Origin of the sequence: Streptomyces nigrescens (genome assembly GCF_027626975.1) — a bacterium.
Classification (GTDB): Bacteria; Actinomycetota; Actinomycetes; order Streptomycetales; family Streptomycetaceae; genus Streptomyces; species Streptomyces nigrescens.
This window is the reverse complement of the sequence record NZ_CP114203.1, coordinates 4,937,883-4,955,372: the sequence shown is the minus strand read 5'-3', so window position 1 is coordinate 4,955,372 and position 17,490 is coordinate 4,937,883. Positions and strand designations below refer to the sequence as shown.

16 protein-coding genes and 1 riboswitch are annotated in these 17,490 nt (G+C 72.5%); of the genes, 9 read left to right on the top strand and 7 right to left on the bottom strand.

Translation table 11 applies throughout. The annotated features are described in order from the left end of the window. Positions 1–46 precede the first annotated feature (46 nt). Both STRNI_RS22130 and STRNI_RS22125 read left to right on the top strand, forming a co-directional pair. Entirely contained in the window at positions 47–1,375 is a 1,329-nt protein-coding gene (locus tag STRNI_RS22130; protein ID WP_381844101.1) for a sensor histidine kinase, read from the top strand. Beyond that, complete coding sequence (locus tag STRNI_RS22125; protein ID WP_277411867.1) at positions 1,368–2,090, top strand: response regulator; 723 nt, start codon at positions 1,368–1,370, stop codon at positions 2,088–2,090. Before STRNI_RS22130 ends, STRNI_RS22125 begins: the two co-directional genes overlap by 8 nt. Before the next feature lie 119 nt (positions 2,091–2,209). Here the strand turns inward: STRNI_RS22125 and STRNI_RS22120 are convergent, their stop codons facing one another. From STRNI_RS22120 to STRNI_RS22105, 4 genes are all read right to left on the bottom strand, one after another. Further along, the gene (locus STRNI_RS22120; RefSeq protein WP_018092313.1) at positions 2,210–2,641 is read right to left on the bottom strand and encodes a DUF5994 family protein; all 432 of its coding nucleotides are present in this window, start codon (positions 2,639–2,641) and stop codon (positions 2,210–2,212) included. Further along, positions 2,638–3,624, bottom strand: coding sequence for an acyl-CoA desaturase (locus tag STRNI_RS22115; RefSeq protein WP_159487506.1), 987 nt, complete (start codon positions 3,622–3,624; stop codon positions 2,638–2,640). The genes STRNI_RS22120 and STRNI_RS22115 overlap by 4 nt, the downstream gene beginning before the upstream one ends. Next, the gene (locus STRNI_RS22110) at positions 3,621–3,851 is read right to left on the bottom strand and encodes a hypothetical protein (RefSeq protein ID WP_229838132.1); all 231 of its coding nucleotides are present in this window, start codon (positions 3,849–3,851) and stop codon (positions 3,621–3,623) included. Before STRNI_RS22110 ends, STRNI_RS22115 begins: the two co-directional genes overlap by 4 nt. A 277-nt stretch (positions 3,852–4,128) precedes the next feature. After that, complete coding sequence (locus STRNI_RS22105) at positions 4,129–4,704, bottom strand: TerD family protein (RefSeq protein ID WP_266438353.1); 576 nt, start codon at positions 4,702–4,704, stop codon at positions 4,129–4,131. 188 nt (positions 4,705–4,892) lie between these two features. Between STRNI_RS22105 and STRNI_RS22100 the strand changes: the two genes are divergently transcribed. The 3 genes from STRNI_RS22100 to STRNI_RS22090 all read left to right on the top strand — a co-directional run bounded on the left by STRNI_RS22100 (position 4,893) and on the right by STRNI_RS22090 (position 7,582). After that, the gene (locus STRNI_RS22100) at positions 4,893–5,426 is read left to right on the top strand and encodes a BlaI/MecI/CopY family transcriptional regulator (protein ID WP_277411866.1); all 534 of its coding nucleotides are present in this window, start codon (positions 4,893–4,895) and stop codon (positions 5,424–5,426) included. A gap of 329 nt (positions 5,427–5,755) precedes the next feature. Beyond that, entirely contained in the window at positions 5,756–5,941 is a 186-nt protein-coding gene (locus STRNI_RS22095) for a hypothetical protein (protein ID WP_018092308.1), read from the top strand. Positions 5,942–6,253: 312 nt separating this feature from the next. After that, the gene (locus STRNI_RS22090) at positions 6,254–7,582 is read left to right on the top strand and encodes an LCP family protein (RefSeq protein WP_277413302.1); all 1,329 of its coding nucleotides are present in this window, start codon (positions 6,254–6,256) and stop codon (positions 7,580–7,582) included. Positions 7,583–7,612: 30 nt separating this feature from the next. Here STRNI_RS22090 and STRNI_RS22085 read toward each other — a convergent pair whose 3' ends face one another. Next, a complete protein-coding gene (locus tag STRNI_RS22085; protein WP_277411865.1) occupies positions 7,613–8,155 on the bottom strand; it encodes a CGNR zinc finger domain-containing protein in 543 nt (180 codons plus the stop codon). Positions 8,156–8,572: 417 nt separating this feature from the next. Continuing rightward, positions 8,573–8,845: a DUF1876 domain-containing protein gene (locus tag STRNI_RS22080; RefSeq protein ID WP_018092780.1), complete on the bottom strand. Its 273-nt coding sequence runs from the start codon at positions 8,843–8,845 to the stop codon at positions 8,573–8,575. A 219-nt stretch (positions 8,846–9,064) separates the two neighbouring features. Here STRNI_RS22080 and STRNI_RS22075 point away from each other — a divergent pair, with 219 nt between their 5' ends. Both STRNI_RS22075 and STRNI_RS22070 read left to right on the top strand, forming a co-directional pair. After that, positions 9,065–9,796, top strand: a complete 732-nt coding sequence (locus STRNI_RS22075; RefSeq protein WP_277411864.1) for a DUF4097 family beta strand repeat-containing protein — start codon at positions 9,065–9,067, stop codon at positions 9,794–9,796. Positions 9,797–9,914: 118 nt separating this feature from the next. Further along, complete coding sequence (locus tag STRNI_RS22070) at positions 9,915–11,183, top strand: MFS transporter (RefSeq protein WP_381844097.1); 1,269 nt, start codon at positions 9,915–9,917, stop codon at positions 11,181–11,183. A gap of 132 nt (positions 11,184–11,315) precedes the next feature. On the opposite strand, the gene cobN is transcribed toward STRNI_RS22070, so the two are convergent. After that, on the bottom strand, positions 11,316–14,927 hold the full coding sequence (cobN, locus tag STRNI_RS22065; protein ID WP_277411863.1) for a cobaltochelatase subunit CobN: 3,612 nt from the start codon (positions 14,925–14,927) through the stop codon (positions 11,316–11,318). Positions 14,928–14,961: 34 nt separating this feature from the next. Further along, positions 14,962–15,122: riboswitch (cobalamin riboswitch) on the bottom strand. A 149-nt stretch (positions 15,123–15,271) separates the two neighbouring features. Here cobN and cobG point away from each other — a divergent pair. Next, positions 15,272–16,747, top strand: coding sequence for a precorrin-3B synthase (gene cobG, locus STRNI_RS22060; protein WP_277411862.1), 1,476 nt, complete (start codon positions 15,272–15,274; stop codon positions 16,745–16,747). Between the two features lie 110 nt (positions 16,748–16,857). After that, the gene (locus STRNI_RS22055; protein ID WP_026170198.1) at positions 16,858–17,490 is read left to right on the top strand and encodes a precorrin-8X methylmutase; all 633 of its coding nucleotides are present in this window, start codon (positions 16,858–16,860) and stop codon (positions 17,488–17,490) included.

Below are 17,490 nucleotides of genomic sequence, written 5' to 3'. Positions count from 1 at the left end.
GGCCGGAGTGCGGGTGTCCGTCCGACCCCCAGGGGACACTGCCCCCATGACAAGCCACGACGGCAACGGCGGGACGGCAGCGCCCGTTCCCGGCCCCCAGGTGCTGCGGATGTCTCCCGCACCCGGGCCGCTCCTCAGCCCCGCGCCGCGGCCGTGGGACCGTGCCTTCCGGCGATGGGGCGGCTATGTCCTGCTCGGTATCGGGGTCCTGACATCGGCGGCCTCGGCGGACCGGCTGTTGCCCGGACACGAGGCGTATGTGGCGGGGGCGCTGGTGACGGCCGCGCTGGCGCTGCAGGTGTGGTGGAGCCGGGCCGGCCACCGGCTTCCCCCGCAGGCGCCGACCGGGCAGCTCTACTACCTCGTCCGCTACGTGCTGGCCTTCGTGCTGACCTGGCTCAACCCCTTTTTCGCGATCTACGCGGTGCTCGGCTACTTCGACGCCTCGCAGCTGCTGCCGCGACGCTTCCTGCGCGCCGGGTGGCTGGCCACCGCGGTGATCATGGCCGGCTCGCAGTCCGGTGGACTGCCCCCGGCGAGCACCGTGCACTGGGTAGCCTTCGCGGCGCTGTACATCGTCAACGCCACCCTGGTACTGGTCTTCGGCCGGATCGCCGCCCAGGAGGCGGAGCACGCGGCAGTCAAGGCCGCCACCATCACCGAGCTGGAGCGCGCCAATGCCCGGCTGGCACTGGCGCTGGAGGAGAACGCCGGCCTGCATGCGCAGCTCCTCGTCCAGGCACGGGAAGCGGGTATCGCCGATGAGCGCCGCCGACTGGCTGCGGAGATCCATGACACCCTCGCGCAGGGCCTGGCCGGCATCATCACGCAGTTGGAAGCGGCCACCGAGAGCAGCGATCCGGTGGCCGCCCGCGCGCACGCCCGACGGGCGGCGGCGCTGGCCCGCGACAGCCTCGGGGAGGCCCGCCGTTCGGTGCACGACCTGAGCCCCGGGGCGCTGGAACACGCTGCGCTGCCGGAAGCGCTGCGCACGACCGTCGAGGAGTGGTCGGCGGTGGCGGGCGTACGCGCCGAGTTCACCGTCACCGGGACCGCCGAACCGCTGCACGACGAGGTCGAGGCGACCCTGCTGCGGATCGCCCAGGAGGGGCTGTCCAACACCCGCCGGCACGCGGCCGCGTCGCGGGTCGGTGTCACCCTCTCCTACATGGGCGACGAGGTGACGCTGGATGTACGCGACGACGGGCGCGGCTTCGATCCGGAGGCGCCACCGCCCCGCCGGCGCACCGGCGGCTTCGGCCTCGGCGGGATGCGGGCGCGCGCCGAACGGATCGCGGGCACCGTCGACATCGAGTCCGAACCGGGCCGGGGCACGGCCGTCTCCGCTCGCGTACCGTTGGTCCGCCATGGCTGAGGACACCGAGCGCACCCACCCCTTCGACCGGCCGGCGCGGACCGGGCGGGGCGACTGTGCCGAGCGCACCGCCCGGCACGAGCACACCGCCCCGGTCATCACGGTGCTCATCGTGGACGACCACCCCGTCGTCCGGGACGGGCTGCGCGGCATGTTCACCGCCGCCCCCGGATTCGAGGTCCTGGGTGAGGCCGGCAACGGCATCGAAGGCGTGGAACTCGCCACTCGGCTCGACCCCGACGTGGTCCTGATGGATCTGCGGATGCCGGGCGGGGGCGGGGTAGCGGCCATCACCGAGCTGGGCCGCCAGGCGCCGCACTCCAAGGTGCTGGTGCTGACGACGTACGACACCGACTCCGACACCCTCCCGGCGATCGAGGCGGGCGCCACCGGCTATCTCCTCAAGGACACCCCGCGCGACGAACTGTTCACGGCGGTACGCGCGGCGGCCGAAGGCCGGACGGTGCTCTCGCCCGCGGTCGCCTCCCGCCTTGTCTCACGGGTCCGGTCACCCGGCAACGAACCGCTCAGTGCCCGCGAACGCGAGGTCCTGGGCCTCGTCGCCAAGGGCACCTCGAACCGCGAGATCGCCGCCGTACTGTTCATCAGCGAGGCAACGGTCAAGACCCATCTGACGCATATCTACGGCAAGTTGGAGGCGAAGGACCGCGCGGCGGCGGTGGCGGTGGCGTACGACCGGGGGATTCTCGGCTGAAGGGCGCCCGGCGGTCCACCGTTGCGGGCCGCTGACTGTTTCACGTGAAACGCCTACGGACGAGGGTGAGTTGGCGGGCATCACCCCGGGCTGCTGCCCCCCTGCGCCGCGCCCCGCACTCAGGCCGGTGTCGGCTCCCCCGTGCGGGCCATCTCCGCCATCATGCGGACGGCCTCGGGCTCGGGGGTGGTGGGCGGGATGAGCAGGAGGTCCCAGCGGCCGTTGCCGGAGGAGACCAGGCAGATGGTGTCCGGGCCGGGGCGGCCGGTGGTTCTGCGGAGGCGGACCACATGGCCGGCGACAAGGGTGTGGGAGGGGAGAGCGGACCAGGCCGCGCCGTTCACCGTGGCGTGGGTGATCCGGGGCCAGTCGAAGGGCAACGCGGTCAGCAGCTCCGGGAGTTCGGCCAGCAGGTCGGTCGAGTGCGGCCACCAGAGACCGTCCAGGTGCCGGGCCGTACCGGTGTGCGGGGCGATGGCCAGGCGGGCGACGGGGGGCGGCGCGTGGTGCGGGGCGTGGGCTGGGTGGGGAGGGTCCCCGGCGGTGGTCATGCGGTGCTCCTGAGCCGGCGGGCCGCCACCCGGTCGGGGTCGGGCCAGCGCACGTCCCGGACCCAGCCGAGGCGTTCGAAGAGCCGGATGACGGCGGCGGACACATCGAGCTGGCCACGGTCCACACCGTGCCGGGCGCAGGTCGGGTCGGCGTGGTGCAGGTTGTGCCAGCTCTCGCCGAACGACAGCAGGGCCAGCGGCCACAGGTTGGTCGCCCGGTCGTGGCGCCGGGTGCGGAAGGGGCGGTCGCCGATGAGGTGGCAGAGCGAATTGACGCTCCAGGTGACGTGGTGCAGCAGCGCGATCCGGATGAACCCCGCCCACAGCAGGGCGGTCAGCGCGGTGACCCAGGAGCCGCCGAGCGCCCAGCCCAGCGCGAACGGCAGGCCGAGCGTGAGCAGACAGAGCACGGGGAACGCCCGGTCCACCGCGCGGATCCCCGGGTCGGCGAGCAGATCGGGGGCGAAGCGGCGGTGCGAGGTGGGGTCGTCGCCGAACAGCCAGCCGATGTGCGAGTGGACCAGTCCGCGCAGCTGACCGCGGAGGCTGGTGCCGTAGCGGTAGGGCGAGTGCGGATCGCCGGGGCGGTCGGTGTAGGCGTGGTGGCGGCGATGGGTGGCGACCCAGTCGATGACATCGCCCTGGAAGCTGAGCGAGCCGGCGAGGGCGAGCGCGACGCGCAGCGCGGGGGCCGCCGTATAACTGCCGTGGGTCAGGCCGCGGTGGAAGCCGACGGTGACGCCCAGGCCGCTGATGACATAGAAGACGGCCAGGAGGACGAGGTCGGTGAGGTGGACGACGCTGCCCCAGAGGAGGGGGATCGCGACGGCCAGGCCGACGAACGGGGCGACGACGATGATGCCGGTCACCGTGACATACATCCGCCGTCCGCTGGTCGGCGGGGACTCGGTGCCGCTGTCAGGGAAGGGGGAGGTCCCGTCGTAGTCCTGGGCCGACGGGGTGGTGCGGGCGGTGGACGTCACAGGTCGTTTCCCGCCTTGCCGGAGGGCGGCGGTGGGCCGGCCGCGGGCGTCTCGGGGCGGGCCTCGTCGTGCGGCCGCTTGTGCCTCCGCTGCCGTACGGACTGCTTCCAGTCCGCGTACCGATGGGTGGGCATCCGCCCGGTCCCCTGGGCATTGACCCGGGCGATGAACAGGGCCCCCAGCGCCACCAGCGCCAGCAGCACGACCACGGTCCACAGAGTCTGCATGGTGTTCACCTCACTCGGGCGGGCCGCGGAAAGCCGGCGCGCCCGGTGTTGTGGTCCCCGAGTCCCTTGGTGTCTTCACGGTACCCCGCACCGGCCCGGCAAATCCCTTTATAAGAGGTGATAGCCGGGCACTCTCCGTTGGGTGGCCGCGGCCAGGCAATTTCTACACAGGTGTAGACGCCTCCTCGCCACGACCGTGCGCCTCGCCGCCCCGGAGAGGAGGCCGGAGAGGGGCGGCGCCGACGGCGGCCGCCCTCCCCGCCCGGAGGTGCTGACCTCAGACGTTGACGCCGAAGTCCGCCGCGATGCCCGCCAGACCGGACGCATAGCCCTGGCCCACCGCGCGGAACTTCCACTCGGCGCCGTGCCGGTAGAGCTCGCCGAAGACCATCGCGGTCTCGGCCGAGGCGTCCTCGCTCAGGTCGTAGCGGGCCAGCTCCACCCCGTCCGCCTGATTGACGACGCGGATGAACGCATTGCGGACCTGGCCGAAACTCTGCCCCCGGCCCTCCGCCTCATGGATCGAGACCGGGAAGACGATCTTTGCGATCTCGGCGGGCACTTCCGACAGCGTGACATCGATGGACTCGTCGTCCCCCTCGCCCTCGCCGGTCAGGTTGTCGCCGGTGTGCCGCACCGAGCCGTCGGGGCTGGTGAGGTTGTTGTAGAAGACGAAGTGCGCGTCCGAGGCGACCTTGCCCGCCTCGGTGCACAGCAGCGCGCTGGCGTCCAGGTCGTAGTCCGCGCCCGTGGTCGTACGGACGTCCCAGCCGAGGCCGACCGTGACCGCGGTCAGTCCGGGTGCTTCCTTCGACAAGGAGACATTGCCGCCCTTGCCCAGCGAGACTCCCATGGCTTCCCTCCAGGTGTTGCCTGCATTCCGGGTGAAGCCTCGAAAACTACAGGAGTGTAGAAGTACAGCGACGGGGATCGACGGGGCCGGCTACAGGCCGGACAAACCACCGTCCGGATCCGGCCACTCAGTAAGATGCCCGGACGTCCCGGGCGGCGGGACACCCGGCGCGACGGGAGGCGACGACAGTGGGCGGGAAGTCCTTCGGGAAGGCGCCGGGCGGTGGGGGAACCCCTGGGCGGGAGGAGTTCGGCGACTCCGGACGGGAGCGCGCCCGCCGGCGCGGACAGGGCCAGCTGGAGGCCCAGGTGCTGGCCGCGCTGCACGAGGCATCGGGCCCGGCCACCGCCGCCTGGGTGCAGGAGCGGCTCGGCGGCGACCTGGCGTACACGACCGTGATGACGATCCTGTCCCGGCTGCATGCCAAGCAGGCCGTCACCCGTGAGCGGTCCGGCCGCGCCTACGTCTGGACCCCGGCCGCCGACGAGGCCGGTCTCGCGGCGCTGCGGATGCGCCGTGTACTGGACGGCGAACCGGACCGGGACGCCGTACTGACCAGCTTTGTCTCCGCGCTCTCCGCACACGACGAGCAGGTGCTGCGCACCCTCCTCGACCGCGCCACGGCCGACGCCCCGGCCACGGCCGACGGGCCCGTCACGGCGGACGGCCCGGCGCCCGCCGGCGACCCGGCCGCTGAGTCCGGCACGGACCGCCGGCGCTGACCCCGGCGGCCCTGGCGGCTCCGGTCGCCGCGGCGGACACGGCCACCTCCGGGCTCTCCGCGCTCTCCGCGCTCAACCCAGCGGTTGCGCTGTTCGTCGTTCTCAAGGCGGCAATGCCGCTCTGAGTGCACACTGATCCTTGACCTCGCCGGGCCGGACACGGCGCACCGCACGGCGAACGCTCCACACCAGGCAACTTCTACAACGCTGTAGAACTTCCCGGTAGAGTGCGCGCAAATGCGCAACAGGCGCGGTCGGAGGGGGAGATGGCGACGAGGTGCGGACTCCTGACCTGGGACTGCCCGCCTCCAGAGGCGGAGGTCCGATGGGTGTATCAGCCGGTGGAGGTCCAATACCCGGACGGCAGATGGCGGTTGGGCCGGATCAACGCCTGGTGGACGGACGGCGCGGGCGAGTTGTGGTGCCGGCTGCGCACCCTGCCCGGCGGCGCATGTCCGCAGTGGCTGCGTTACGACCCCGAGTCCATCCTGCTGCTGCCCAGCGCCGGTATCTGATCCGCCGCCCCCTGCCGACGCCGCCGGTCCCCCCGGCTGCCGGGGGCGTCCCCTCACTCGTACCGCACCACCCGCATCACCAGCATCAGAAGGACCAGAAGGGCCATCGGCGTGCATGACAGGCAGACGCACCAGCAGACGGCCCGACGGGGCGCCGACGGCGCACCCGGCTCGTCCTCTCCCGCCGGCGAAGACTCCCGCGCGCCCGGCGGCTCCCGCGCGCCCGGCGCCGGATCGCGCCGTAAATCCTCCGGCTCCGGCCGCCGCTCCGGAGGCGGCTCCCGTAAGGCAGGCGGGGCGGGCACACTGCGGATGACCCGCCGGGGCCGCATCCTCGCCTGGACCGGCGGTGTGCTCGGCGTCCTGCTGCTCGCCACGGCCGGCGTCGGTGCCTGGGTCTACCAGGAGTTGGACGGCAACATCCGCGGCGTGGACATCGGGGTCGACGGCGACCGGCCGGCCAACCTCAGCCCCGGTTCCAAGAACATCCTGGTCGTCGGCTCCGACAGCCGCGCGGGCGCCAACGCCAAGTACGGCAGGAACCTGAGCACCATGCAGTCGGACACGCTGATGGTGCTGCACATCGCCGCCAACCGTAAGTGGGCCACCGCGGTCTCCTTCCCCCGTGACTCCTGGGTGGAGATCCCCGCGTGCACCCGCGGCAACGGCTCGAAGTCGTCCCCGCACCACTTCAAGATCAACGAGGCGTTCTCGATCGGCGGGGACTCCGGGAGCATCACCAAGGCCGCGGCCTGCACCATCAAGACCGTCGAGAAGAACACCGGCCTGCGCATCGACCACTTCACCTCGGTCGACTTCCAGGGCTTCAAGGGAATGGTCAACGCCCTGGGCGGCATAGAGGTCTGCCCCAAGTACGCCATCCACGACAAGAAGGCCCACCTCGACATGGACGCGGGCTGCCAGAACGTCCGGGACGAGAAGGCGCTCGGCTACGTCCGCACCCGCTACAGCGTGGGCGACGGCTCCGACCTCGGCCGCATCGGCCGTCAGCAGGAATTCATGAAGGCGCTGGCCGCGAAGGCCCAGTCGAAGCTCACCAGCCCCGGCGAGCTCTACGACTTCCTCAAGTCGGCCACCAAGTCCATCACCACCGACAACGCCCTGGCCGGCCTCAAGCCGCTGTACGACCTGGCCGCGACGGTCCAGGAGGTCCCCAGCGACCGCCTCACCTTCCTGACCGTCCCCAACTACTCGCGCGAGGCCGATGTCCCCACCGACAAGGCCAATGTCGTCTGGCAATACCCGCAGGCCGGCGGGCTCTTCAGCGACCTCGCGCACGACCGGGAGGTCGGCGCCGCCGAGAAGAAGAAGCTCACCGAGGCCGCCAAGCACCCGGTGACCGCCCGTTCCGTGCAGGTCCGGGTGCTCAACGGAACCGGCACCCCCGGCCAGGCGGCGGCCGCCGCCGAGCAGCTGCGCAAGCTCGGCTTCACGGTCATCGCCACCGGCAACGCCCCGGCGGCGGACAAGACCACGCTCACCTACCCGGCCGCGCTCAAGGCCCAGAGCGCCGTCCTCGCCGGCCGCCTCCCCGGCACCAAGGCGACGCAGTCGGCCGACGCGGCACCGGGCGCGCTGACACTGACGATCGGGCCGGACTTCTCGGCGGGCAAGGGCTAGGGCTAGGGCAAGCGCCAGGAGCGTCTCCCCCTAGGGGAACGGCCGCTGACGCTTGCCGCCCGGCTGCCGGGAACGATGGCGCATCACCGCTTCGGTGTTCCCGCAGCGTGCCGTGCAGTACCGCCGTCGCCCGTTCCTGGACGTGTCCACATAGGCGCGGGAGCACTCGGGACGCAGACAGCGCCCGAGCCGTGCTCCCCCTTCCCAGCACAGGACGAAGGCAAGGCCACCGGCGGTGACCGCCTTGACCCTGGAGATCACGTCGGCCGAGTCGGGGACGAAGTGAAGATGGGGCTGGAGGCCGTCATGGGTGGTCACCCAGGGACGGATGGTCGCCGCCACCAGCAGGTCGTTCACGGCTGAGCACTGCTCGGCGGCATCGGTGGAACCGAAGACGCGGGCCAGTTGATCCCGCCAGTCTCGAAAGCCGTCCACATCGGCGTCGACGACTGCCGGGCGACGGATCTCGTGCTCCTCCAGCAGGCTTTGCACGCTCGCGGCGCTCATCTCGGGCAGATTGATCAAATCGGCCGACAGTACGGCCCCGAGACGGCCGTAGTGATTCTGCTTCACGTGACCTTCCCGGGCGTTACGGAACCCCACCGTCCGCGGTGTGGCGCTTTCCATCCGGGCTCACGTGGATGAGCTGGACATCGGAGCAAACGATGAGCCATCCAGCGGTGTGGCACCACAGGTACCGCACCATTCCCTCGGACGTGGGGTGTTCCGATACCGGTCGGCAGGAGTCGAAGGACAGGCCGCATGCGGGACACCACCACGGTTCACACTGCACATCTGGGATTCGTGCCATGTCCGCCAGCGTGCGGTCATGGGTCAAATACATTCAACCATTACAGGAGTGGCGGGCGCCGGGCTCAGGCCCAGGCGGCAAAACGGGCGCATCGCGGCATCGCGGCATCGCCGGATCGCGGCATGCCGACCGGACGCCGGGCCGGGGGCTGCCGGACGGCGTCCCGTGTGCTGAGGCCCTCAGGCGCGCAGGCGCTCCACCGGGCGGGCCGTGTGCACCTCGATGTCGTGCGCGGCCCGCTGGAGCAGCTGGTGGCTGAGGTCCGACATCGCGCGGGCCACCGCCAGCTCGTCGCCGATGGCCGGGACGTTCTCATCGGCAGGATTGCAGCGGGCCGCTCCCTGGCCGACCATCTGCCCGCCTTCCTTGCCGCGCAGCCTGGCCTCGGCCCTGACTTCGCTGTCGGTCTCGGTGATGCTGATCTCGGCGTTCCATGTCTTCGTGGCAGTCACCGGAAGCCTCCTCGTCCGCCCCATGAGCAGCGCATGTACCGCCCCCACAAAAATCGTCGCACCGGCGCCCGTGGGTCGCACCTGGGGCTCACCACACCCTGATCCGGGGGATTTCCCCATGGTCCGGCCGCAACGGCGGCCATAGCCTCGTCATAGCGGGGGAGCAGGCGGGGCACGGGCCCTCACCTCGCCAACTACCGATCATTCACGGGGGAATTCATGCGTCAGCGGGTCCGCTTCATCGGGATCGTCGCGATGGCCGGCATCGGGGCGTGCGCCCTCAGCGCCTGTGGCTTACTGCCCGGGAAGACCTTCCAGGACGACGCCAAGGTGTCGAAGAAGATCACGTCCATCCGGCTGGACAGCGGCTCGGGGGGCCTCACGGTGCGCGGCGGCAAGGGCGGCGGCACGGCATCGGTCCACCGCGCGGTGTCGTACCACGGCGACCGTCCCGAGGGCGCCACCCACCGCGTCGAGGACGGTGTGCTGGTGCTCGCCGGCTGTGGCACGAACTGCACCGTGGACTACACGGTCGAGGTCCCGGCAGGCCTCCCGGTGAGCGGGGAGACCTCGTCCGGGGCGGTGGAACTGACCAAGGTGGGCCCGGTGAAGATGACCACCAGCTCAGGGGACATCCAGCTGGACGGCGTGGCCGGCGCGGTCGACGCCCGGACCAGCAACGGCCAGATCACCGGCCGCGGTCTGTCGGGCGCGCGCACCTCGGCCGAGACCTCCAACGGGGCGATCGACCTCACCCCCGCCACCGCGCAGAACGTCCGGGCGAGGACGTCCAACGGCGAGATCACGGTGCAGCTGCCGAAGGGCCCCTACCGGCTGTCCGCCGAGAGCGACAACGGCGAGAAGCACATAGGCATAGCCCAGGACCCGGCGGCCCGCTTCCATCTGGACCTGACCACCAGCAACGGGGACATCACCGCGAAGCCCGCCTGACGGACCGCGGCCTTCCGGGCGGGTGGTCGACCACCACGTCGGATAGCTGCCAGACCCGGGGCGCCGGGAGCGCTGGACTGGAGGGCACCGCTTTCGCTCGCCCACCAGGACGGAATCCATGTCACCCGCCACTCGTACGTCCGGCGCGGCCCGCTCCGGCTGCACCACCCCCGGACCCTCCGCAGTCGCCGATGCCACGGCCGAACCGGGCCGGTCGCCGTGGGACGGCCGGCTCGCCGTGCTCGCGGTGATGCTGGGGATCTTCTCGATCGTCACCACCGAAATCCTGCCGATCGGCCTGCTGACCGCCATCGGGGCCGACTTCGGCATCTCGGACGGCACCGCGGGGCTGATGATGACCACCCCCGGAGTCCTGGCTGCCCTCGCCGCTCCCACCGTCACCGTGGCCACCGCCCGGATCGACCGGCGACTGATGCTGTGTGCCTTCGTTCTCCTGCTGGCGCTGGCGAATTTCCTCGCCGCGGCCGCCACCGCCTATTGGCTGGTGTTGCTCTCCCGCATCATGGTGGGCATCACCATCGGCGGCTTCTGGTCGATCGGAGCGGGTCTGGCCGAGCGGCTGGTACGTCCGGAGGCGGTCGGCCGGGCCACCGCGGTGATCTTCTCCGCGGTGCCGCTGGGCTCCGTGCTCGGGGTACCCGCCGGCACCTTCATCGGGGATCTCGCCGGCTGGCGGACCGCGTTCGTCGTCATGGGCGCCGTGGCCGTCGGGGTGTTCGTCCTGATGGCAGTGGTGACCCCCGCGCTGCCTGCCCGGCAGCTGACCCGGCCCCGGGTGCTGCGCGAGGTGTTGCGCCGTACCCCCACCCGCTTCGCGCTGTTGATGACTTTCCTCATCGTGCTGGCGCACTTCGGTGCCTACACCTATGTGACTCCGTTCCTGGAGCAGGTCACCCACCTGGCGTCCCCCGGCCTGGTCACCGTGTTCCTGCTGACGTACGGAGCCGCCGGGATCGCCGGCAACTTCCTGGGCGGCGCCACGGTGGCCCGCCTCCCCCGGGCCACCTTCGGGACCGCGGCGGCCCTGCTGGCCGCCGCCACCCTGCTGCTGCCCCTCCTGGGCCGGGGGGCGTGGGGTGCGCTGGCACTGCTGATCGTCTGGGGGATCGCCTACGGCGCGGTGCCGGTCTCGTCGCAGACCTGGTTCGTCAAGGCGGCCCCCGACGCCCCGGAGGCGGCCTCGGTGCTCTTCACCGCGTCGTTCCAGGCGACCATTTCGCTCGGCGCGTTGGCCGGCGGGGTCGCCCTGGACCACACCTCCCCCTCGACGGTCATGACGCTCGGCGGCGCGACCGCGTTCCTGGTGGCGCTGACCGCATGGCTGCACTTCGCCGGACGCCATGACTGGCAGAGAGGAAACGACTGAGCGGACGCGCAGGAGGGGGTGAGGCGGAGGTGAGCTGTGGGCCGCCGCAGCCGGTCGACCGGAGTCGAGAAGCTGCGGCCGGCCATCATGCCCGGCCGGCCGAGACCCCGGCCCGGCCCGCCCCGCCGTAGGTCAGTCCTCCCCCTCCAGCTCCCCTTCGGTCTCCAGGAATGCCTGGCGCAGGGCTGCCAGTGTCTCGGCGTCCGGCTTCTCCCACATTCCGCGGGACTCCGCCTCCAGGAGGCGTTCGGCGATTCCGTGCAGGGCCCAGGGGTTGGCCTCCTCCAGGAAGGCGCGGTTCTCGGGGTCGAGGACGTAGGTCTGGGCGAGCTTGTCGTACATCCAGTCGGCGACCACGCCCGTGGTGGCGTCGTAGCCGAACAAGTAGTCCACGGTGGCGGCGAGTTCGAAGGCGCCCTTGTAGCCGTGGCGGCGCATCGCCTCGATCCAGCGGGGGTTGACCACCCGGGCGCGGAAGACCCGGGAGGTCTCCTCGACCAGGGTGCGGGTGCGGACCGTCTCCGGGCGGGTGGAGTCACCGATGTACGCCTCGGGGGCCTTGCCCTTGAGCGCCTTGACGGTGGCGACCATGCCGCCGTGGTACTGGAAGTAGTCGTCGGAGTCCGCGATGTCGTGCTCGCGGGTGTCGGTGTTCTTGGCGGCGACCGCGATGCGCTTGTAGGCGGTCTCCATCTCGGAGCGGGCCGGCCTGCCCTCCAGTCCGCGGCCGTAGGCGTAGCCGCCCCAGACCGTGTAGACCTCGGCGAGGTCGGCGTCGGTGCGCCAGTCGCGGGAGTCGATCAGCTGGAGCAGGCCCGCACCGTACGTCCCCGGGCGGGAGCCGAAGATGCGCGTGGTGGCGCGGCGTTCGTCGCCGTGCTCGGCGAGGTCGGCCTGCGCGTGGGCGCGGACGTAGTTGTCCCCGGCGGGCTCGTCCAGGCCGGCGGCGAGCCGTACGGCGTCGTCGAGCAGGCCGATGACGTGCGGGAAGGCGTCCCGGAAGAAGCCGGAGATGCGCAGGGTGACATCGATGCGGGGGCGGCCGAGTTCGGCGAGGGAGATGGGCTCCAGCCCGTTGACCCGGCGCGAGGCGTCGTCCCATACGGGGCGGACACCCAGCAGCGCCAGCGCCTCGGCCACATCGTCACCGGACGTCCGCATGGCGCTGGTGCCCCACAGCGACAGGCCGACGGACTGCGGCCAGTCGCCGTTGTCGTCGCGGTAGCGCGCCAGGAGGGAGTCGGCGAGGGCCTGGCCGGTCTCCCAGGCGAGGCGGGAGGGCACGGCCTTGGGGTCGACGGAGTAGAAGTTCCGGCCCGTCGGCAGGACGTTGACCAGGCCACGGAGCGGGGAACCGGACGGACCGGCCGGGACGAAGCCGCCGTTGAGGGCGTGCACGGCGTGGTCGATCTCGTCGGTGGTGGCGGCGAGGCGCGGGACGACCTGACGGGCGGCGAAGTCGAGGATGTCGGCGACCGCGGCCGGGTGGCCGTCGGCGACACCGGCCACCGCCGCCGGGTCCCAGCCGGCGTCGTCCATCGCCTGCACCAGGGCGCGGGCGGTGGCCTCGGCCTCGTCGGCGGTCGTACGGGTGGCCGCGGACTCGTCCAGTCCGAGCGCCTCACGCAGACCGGGCAGGGCGGACGTACCGCCCCAGATCTGACGGGCGCGGAGGATGGAGAGGACGAGGTTGACGCGGCCCTCACCGGCCGGGGCGCCGCCCAGGACGTGCAGTCCGTCGCGGATCTGGGCGTCCTTGACCTCGCACAGCCAGCCGTCGACGTGCAGCAGGAAGTCGTCGAAGCCGTCGTCGTCGGGGCGTTCGTCCATCCCCAGGTCGTGGTCGAGCTTGGCGGCCTGGATCAGCGTCCAGATCTGGGCGCGGATCGCGGGCAGCTTGGCCGGGTCCATCGAGGAGATGGCCGCGTACTCGTCGAGGAGCTGCTCCAGGCGCGCGATGTCGCCGTAGGACTCGGCGCGGGCCATCGGCGGAACGAGGTGGTCGACGAGGGTGGCATGCACCCGGCGCTTGGCCTGGGTGCCCTCGCCGGGGTCGTTGACCAGGAAGGGGTAGATCAGCGGCAGATCACCGAGGGCGGCGTCGGGGCCGCAGGCCGCGGACAGGCCCGCGTTCTTGCCGGGCAGCCACTCCAGGTTGCCGTGCTTGCCCAGGTGGACCATGGCGTCCGCGCCGAAGCCGCCGTCGTCGGCGGAGGCCGCGATCCAGCGGTACGCCGCCAAGTAGTGGTGCGAGGGCGGCAGATCGGGGTCGTGGTAGATCGCGATCGGGTTCTCGCCGAAGCCGCGCGGCGGCTGGATGAGGATCAGGAGATTGCCGCGGCGCAGGGCCGCCAGCACGATGTCGCCGTCGGGGTTCCGGCTGCGGTCGACGAACATCTCGCCGGGCGGCGGCCCCCAGTGCTCCTCGACGGAGTCCCGGAGTTGCTGCGGCAGCGTGGCGTACCAGCGCTTGTAGTCGGCGGCCGGGATACGGACCGGGTTGCGGGCGAGCTGCTCCTCGGTGAGCCACTCCTGGTCGTGGCCGCCGGCGTCGATGAGGGCGTAGATCAGCTCGTCGCCGTCGCCGGACTCCAGGCCCGGGACCGGCTCGGCACTCTCGTCGCCGAAGTCGTAGCCGTCCGCCCGGAGACGGCGCAGCAGCGCCACGGCACTGGCCGGGGTGTCCAGGCCGACCGCGTTGCCGATACGGGAGTGCTTGGTGGGGTAGGCGGACAGCACCAGCGCGAGGCGCTTCTGCGCGGCCGGGATGTGGCGCAGCCGGGCGTGGCGGACGGCGATCCCGGCGACCCGGGCGGCGCGCTCGGGGTCGGCGACGTAGACCGGCAGACCGTCCTCGTCGACCTCCTTGAAGGAGAACGGGACGGTGATCAGCCGGCCGTCGAACTCGGGGACCGCGATCTGCGAGGCGGCGTCCAGCGGCGACAGCCCCTCGTCGTTCTCCTCCCAGGCGCTGCGCGGCCCTGTCAGGCACAGGGCCTGCAGGATCGGCACGTCCAGGGCGGCCAGTGCGCCCGCGTCCCAGGATTCGTCGTCGCCGCCGGCGGAGGCCTCGGCGGGCTTGCTGCCGCCCGCCGCGAGGACCGTGGTGACCAGGGCGTCGGCGGACCCCAGCGCCTCGATCAACTCCGGTTCGGGGGCGCGGAGGGAGGCCACGAACAACGGCCGGGCGCGCCCGCCCGCCGCCTCGATCTGCTCGCACAGGGTCCGGACGAAAGCGGTGTTACCGCTCATGTGGTGCGCGCGGTAGTAGAGCACGGCGACCAGCGGGCCGCTCGCGTTGCGCCCTTCCCAGTCCAGCGGGCCCCAGGACGGGGCGGGCTCCGGCGGCTCGAAGCCGTGGCCGGTCAGCAGCACCGTGTCGGAGAGGAAGCGGGCGAGCTGGTCGAGGTTGGCGGGACCGCCGTGCGCGAGGTAGGCGTGCGCCTCGGCCGCGATACCGACCGGGACCGTGGACTGCTCCATGAGCTGGGCGTCGGGGGCCTGTTCACCGGTGAGCACGACGACCGGCCGGTGCTGGTCCTCGGCGAGCAGCACCTCCAGGCCCTCCTCCCAGGCCCGGATGCCGCCGAGGAGGCGTACGACGACGAGGTCGGTGCCCTCCAGCAGCGCGGGGAGTTCGGCGACGTCGAGGCGGGCGGGGTTGGCGAGCCGGTACGGCACGGGACCCGTGGCCGCGCGGGCGCTGAGCAGGTCGGTGTCGGAGGTCGACAGCAGCAGAAGCATGCGAGCGCAGGCCTTCCTCGGGGTATCCGCGCCCCGGGTGGTCGTATGGACGGCGGGAGTTCCTGGCTCACCCGGCAGTTGCCGGGTTCACAGTGGCGGGACCGCGCCGGATTCTCACCGGGCTTCCTCCCTTGGGCCGTAAGACCCTGCGCCGTCGCTGGCGTCGATGGGCCAGCCGACCCACCGACCTGCATAGTAAGGGCTGTGGACGGGGGAGGTAAGCGGGCCTCCGGACCGGCCGCGGCGGGACGGGGGGCGCGCGCCTCCGTACCCGGATCCGGACCGGGAGCTTGGCCGGATCCGGCCCCGATGAGCCACCCGCCTCCGTGGGTATGCTCGCGGCCATGCCGCCCTCCCCCTCGATACGGCCCCAAGGTGCCGAACCGCCCATACGGGACCGCGGTGACGCCTGCCCGGGAGCGCTGCGGCTGCACTCCGCCGCCGATGGTCACCTCGCCCGAGTGCGGCTGCCCGCCGGAGACTTGACGGTGCGTCAGGCCGAGGCGCTGGCCGACGCAGCGGACCGGCTCGGCGACGGCCACCTCTCGCTCACCTCCCGCGGCAACGCGGAACTCCGCGGCCTGGCGGACGGCTGCGGCGGCCGGCTCGCCGCTCTGCTGCGCGACGCCGGCCTGCTGCCCTCCGAGCGCCACGAACGCGTCCGCAACATCCTCGCCTCGCCGCTGGCCGGACTCGACCGGCACACCCCTTCTGACGTGCGGTTGTGGGCCCGTGAGCTGGACGGACTGCTCTGCGCGAGCGAGTCCGCGACCGCGCTGTCGGGCCGATTCCTCTTCGTCCTGGACGACGGACGGGGCGATGTGGCGGCACTCGGCGGGGATGTGAGCTTGGTCGCAGAACGGGGCGGGGCCGGGTCCGGGGGTCTGTCCGGGGCCGGGTGCCCGGCCGGGGCCGGGGGTACCGCGCTGCTGCGGGTCGGCGACGATCCGGCGGCGCTGCGGATCGCCGGTCCGGACGCCCCGCGGGCCGCCCTCACCGCCGCCGAGGCCTTCCTGACCGCCGCCGAGGCGAGCGGCAGCGGCGCCTGGCGGGTACGTGAACTCCCGGACGGACACGGCCTGACGGCCCGGGCCGTCGCGGAGCGACTGCGCGCGGCGGGCATCGGGTGCGCGGAGGTGGCCGGGGAGGTGGCTGCGGCGGTGGCCGGGGCCAGGGAAGTGACCGGTACCCCCGACGCGACCGGGGCCACCTACGCGACCGAGGCGCCCGCACCCGCCTCCGTCCCGTACGCCGACTCCTCCGCCCCCGGCGTCATCGAGGGCACCGACGGCGCCCGTGCGCTCTCCGTCCTCGCGCCGCTGGGGCGGCTGTCGGTCGCCCAGTGGCGTCTGCTGACCGCCGTCGCCGCCGAGGACGGTGCCGGCGCGCTCCGCCTCACCCCCTGGCGCGGCGTCGTCATCCCCGGGCTGTCCGCCGACACGGCGGCTCCCCGCCTGCGCGAACTGTCCGCCGCCGGACTGATCACCGACCCGGACTCCCCCTGGCACCGCGTCGGCGCCTGCACCGGCCGCCCCGGCTGCGCCAAGTCCCGTACCGATGTACGGGCCGACGCGACGGCCGCCGTCACCGCGGGCACCCCCGTCCCCGGCGAGCCAGGACCGCAGCCCGCCACCCTGCGCCGGCTCCCCGTGTACTGGTCCGGCTGCGAACGCCGCTGCGGCCACCCGCACGGCGCCTGGGTCGATGTGCTGGCGACGGCGGAGGGCTACCGCGTCTCCGTAGTACAGCCGCAGAGCACACCCGCCCCGCACCCCGCACCGGCGGCACCCTCCGCAGCTCCCTGCCCCGCCACCTCATGAACCGCCCCGACCCGCAGCTCCCTGCCCCGCCACCTCATGAACCACCCCCGACCCACAGCGCCATGCCCCACCTCCAGAACCGCCCCGTACCCGACAACCCCGAGGCCACAGTGACCGCGTTCGACTACGAGAAGGACGGGGCGACGATCTACCGCCAGTCCTTCGCCACCATCCGCGCCGAGGCGGACCTCGACGGCCTGCCCGCCGACGTCAGCCGGGTCGCGGTCCGGATGATCCACGCCTGCGGCATGGTCGACCTGGTACGCGATCTGGCCTTCACCCCCGAGGTGGTGGCCCGCGCCCGCGAGGCGCTGCGCGCCGGTGCGCCGATCCTCTGCGACGCCAACATGGTCGCCAGCGGCGTCACCAGGAAGCGGCTGCCGGCCGGCAACGACGTCCTGTGCACCCTCACCGACCCGTCGGTCCCGGACCTCGCCGCCAAGATGGGGACGACCCGCAGCGCCGCCGCCCTGGAGCTGTGGCGGGACCGGATGGAAGGCGCCGTGGTCGCGTTCGGCAACGCCCCCACCGCCCTCTTCCGGTTCCTCGAAATGATCGAGGAAGGCGCGCCCCGCCCCGCCGCCGTCATCGGCATACCCGTCGGCTTCATCGGCGCCGCGGAGTCCAAGGACGCGCTGATCGCCCACCCGTCGGAGCTGGACCACATCGTGGTGCGCGGGCGCCGGGGCGGCAGCGCCATGGCCGCGGCCGCGATCAACGCCATGGCAAGCGAGGAAGAGTAA

Bases quoted from the DNA above. Each gene is read 5' to 3' on its own strand.
- STRNI_RS22110 (WP_229838132.1), bottom strand. From the start codon at position 3,851: ATGCAGACTCTGTGGACCGTGGTCGTGCTGCTGGCGCTGGTGGCGCTG.
- cobN (WP_277411863.1), bottom strand. From the start codon at position 14,927: ATGCTTCTGCTGCTGTCGACCTCCGACACCGACCTGCTCAGCGCCCGC.
- STRNI_RS22105 (WP_266438353.1), bottom strand. From the start codon at position 4,704: ATGGGAGTCTCGCTGGGCAAGGGCGGCAATGTCTCCTTGTCGAAGGAA.
- cobG (WP_277411862.1), top strand. From the start codon at position 15,272: ATGCCGCCCTCCCCCTCGATACGGCCCCAAGGTGCCGAACCGCCCATA.
- STRNI_RS22120 (WP_018092313.1), bottom strand. From the start codon at position 2,641: ATGACCACCGCCGGGGACCCTCCCCACCCAGCCCACGCCCCGCACCAC.
- STRNI_RS22125 (WP_277411867.1), top strand. From the start codon at position 1,368: ATGGCTGAGGACACCGAGCGCACCCACCCCTTCGACCGGCCGGCGCGG.
- STRNI_RS22130 (WP_381844101.1), top strand. From the start codon at position 47: ATGACAAGCCACGACGGCAACGGCGGGACGGCAGCGCCCGTTCCCGGC.
- STRNI_RS22090 (WP_277413302.1), top strand. From the start codon at position 6,254: ATGACCCGCCGGGGCCGCATCCTCGCCTGGACCGGCGGTGTGCTCGGC.
- STRNI_RS22070 (WP_381844097.1), top strand. From the start codon at position 9,915: ATGTCACCCGCCACTCGTACGTCCGGCGCGGCCCGCTCCGGCTGCACC.
- STRNI_RS22075 (WP_277411864.1), top strand. From the start codon at position 9,065: ATGCGTCAGCGGGTCCGCTTCATCGGGATCGTCGCGATGGCCGGCATC.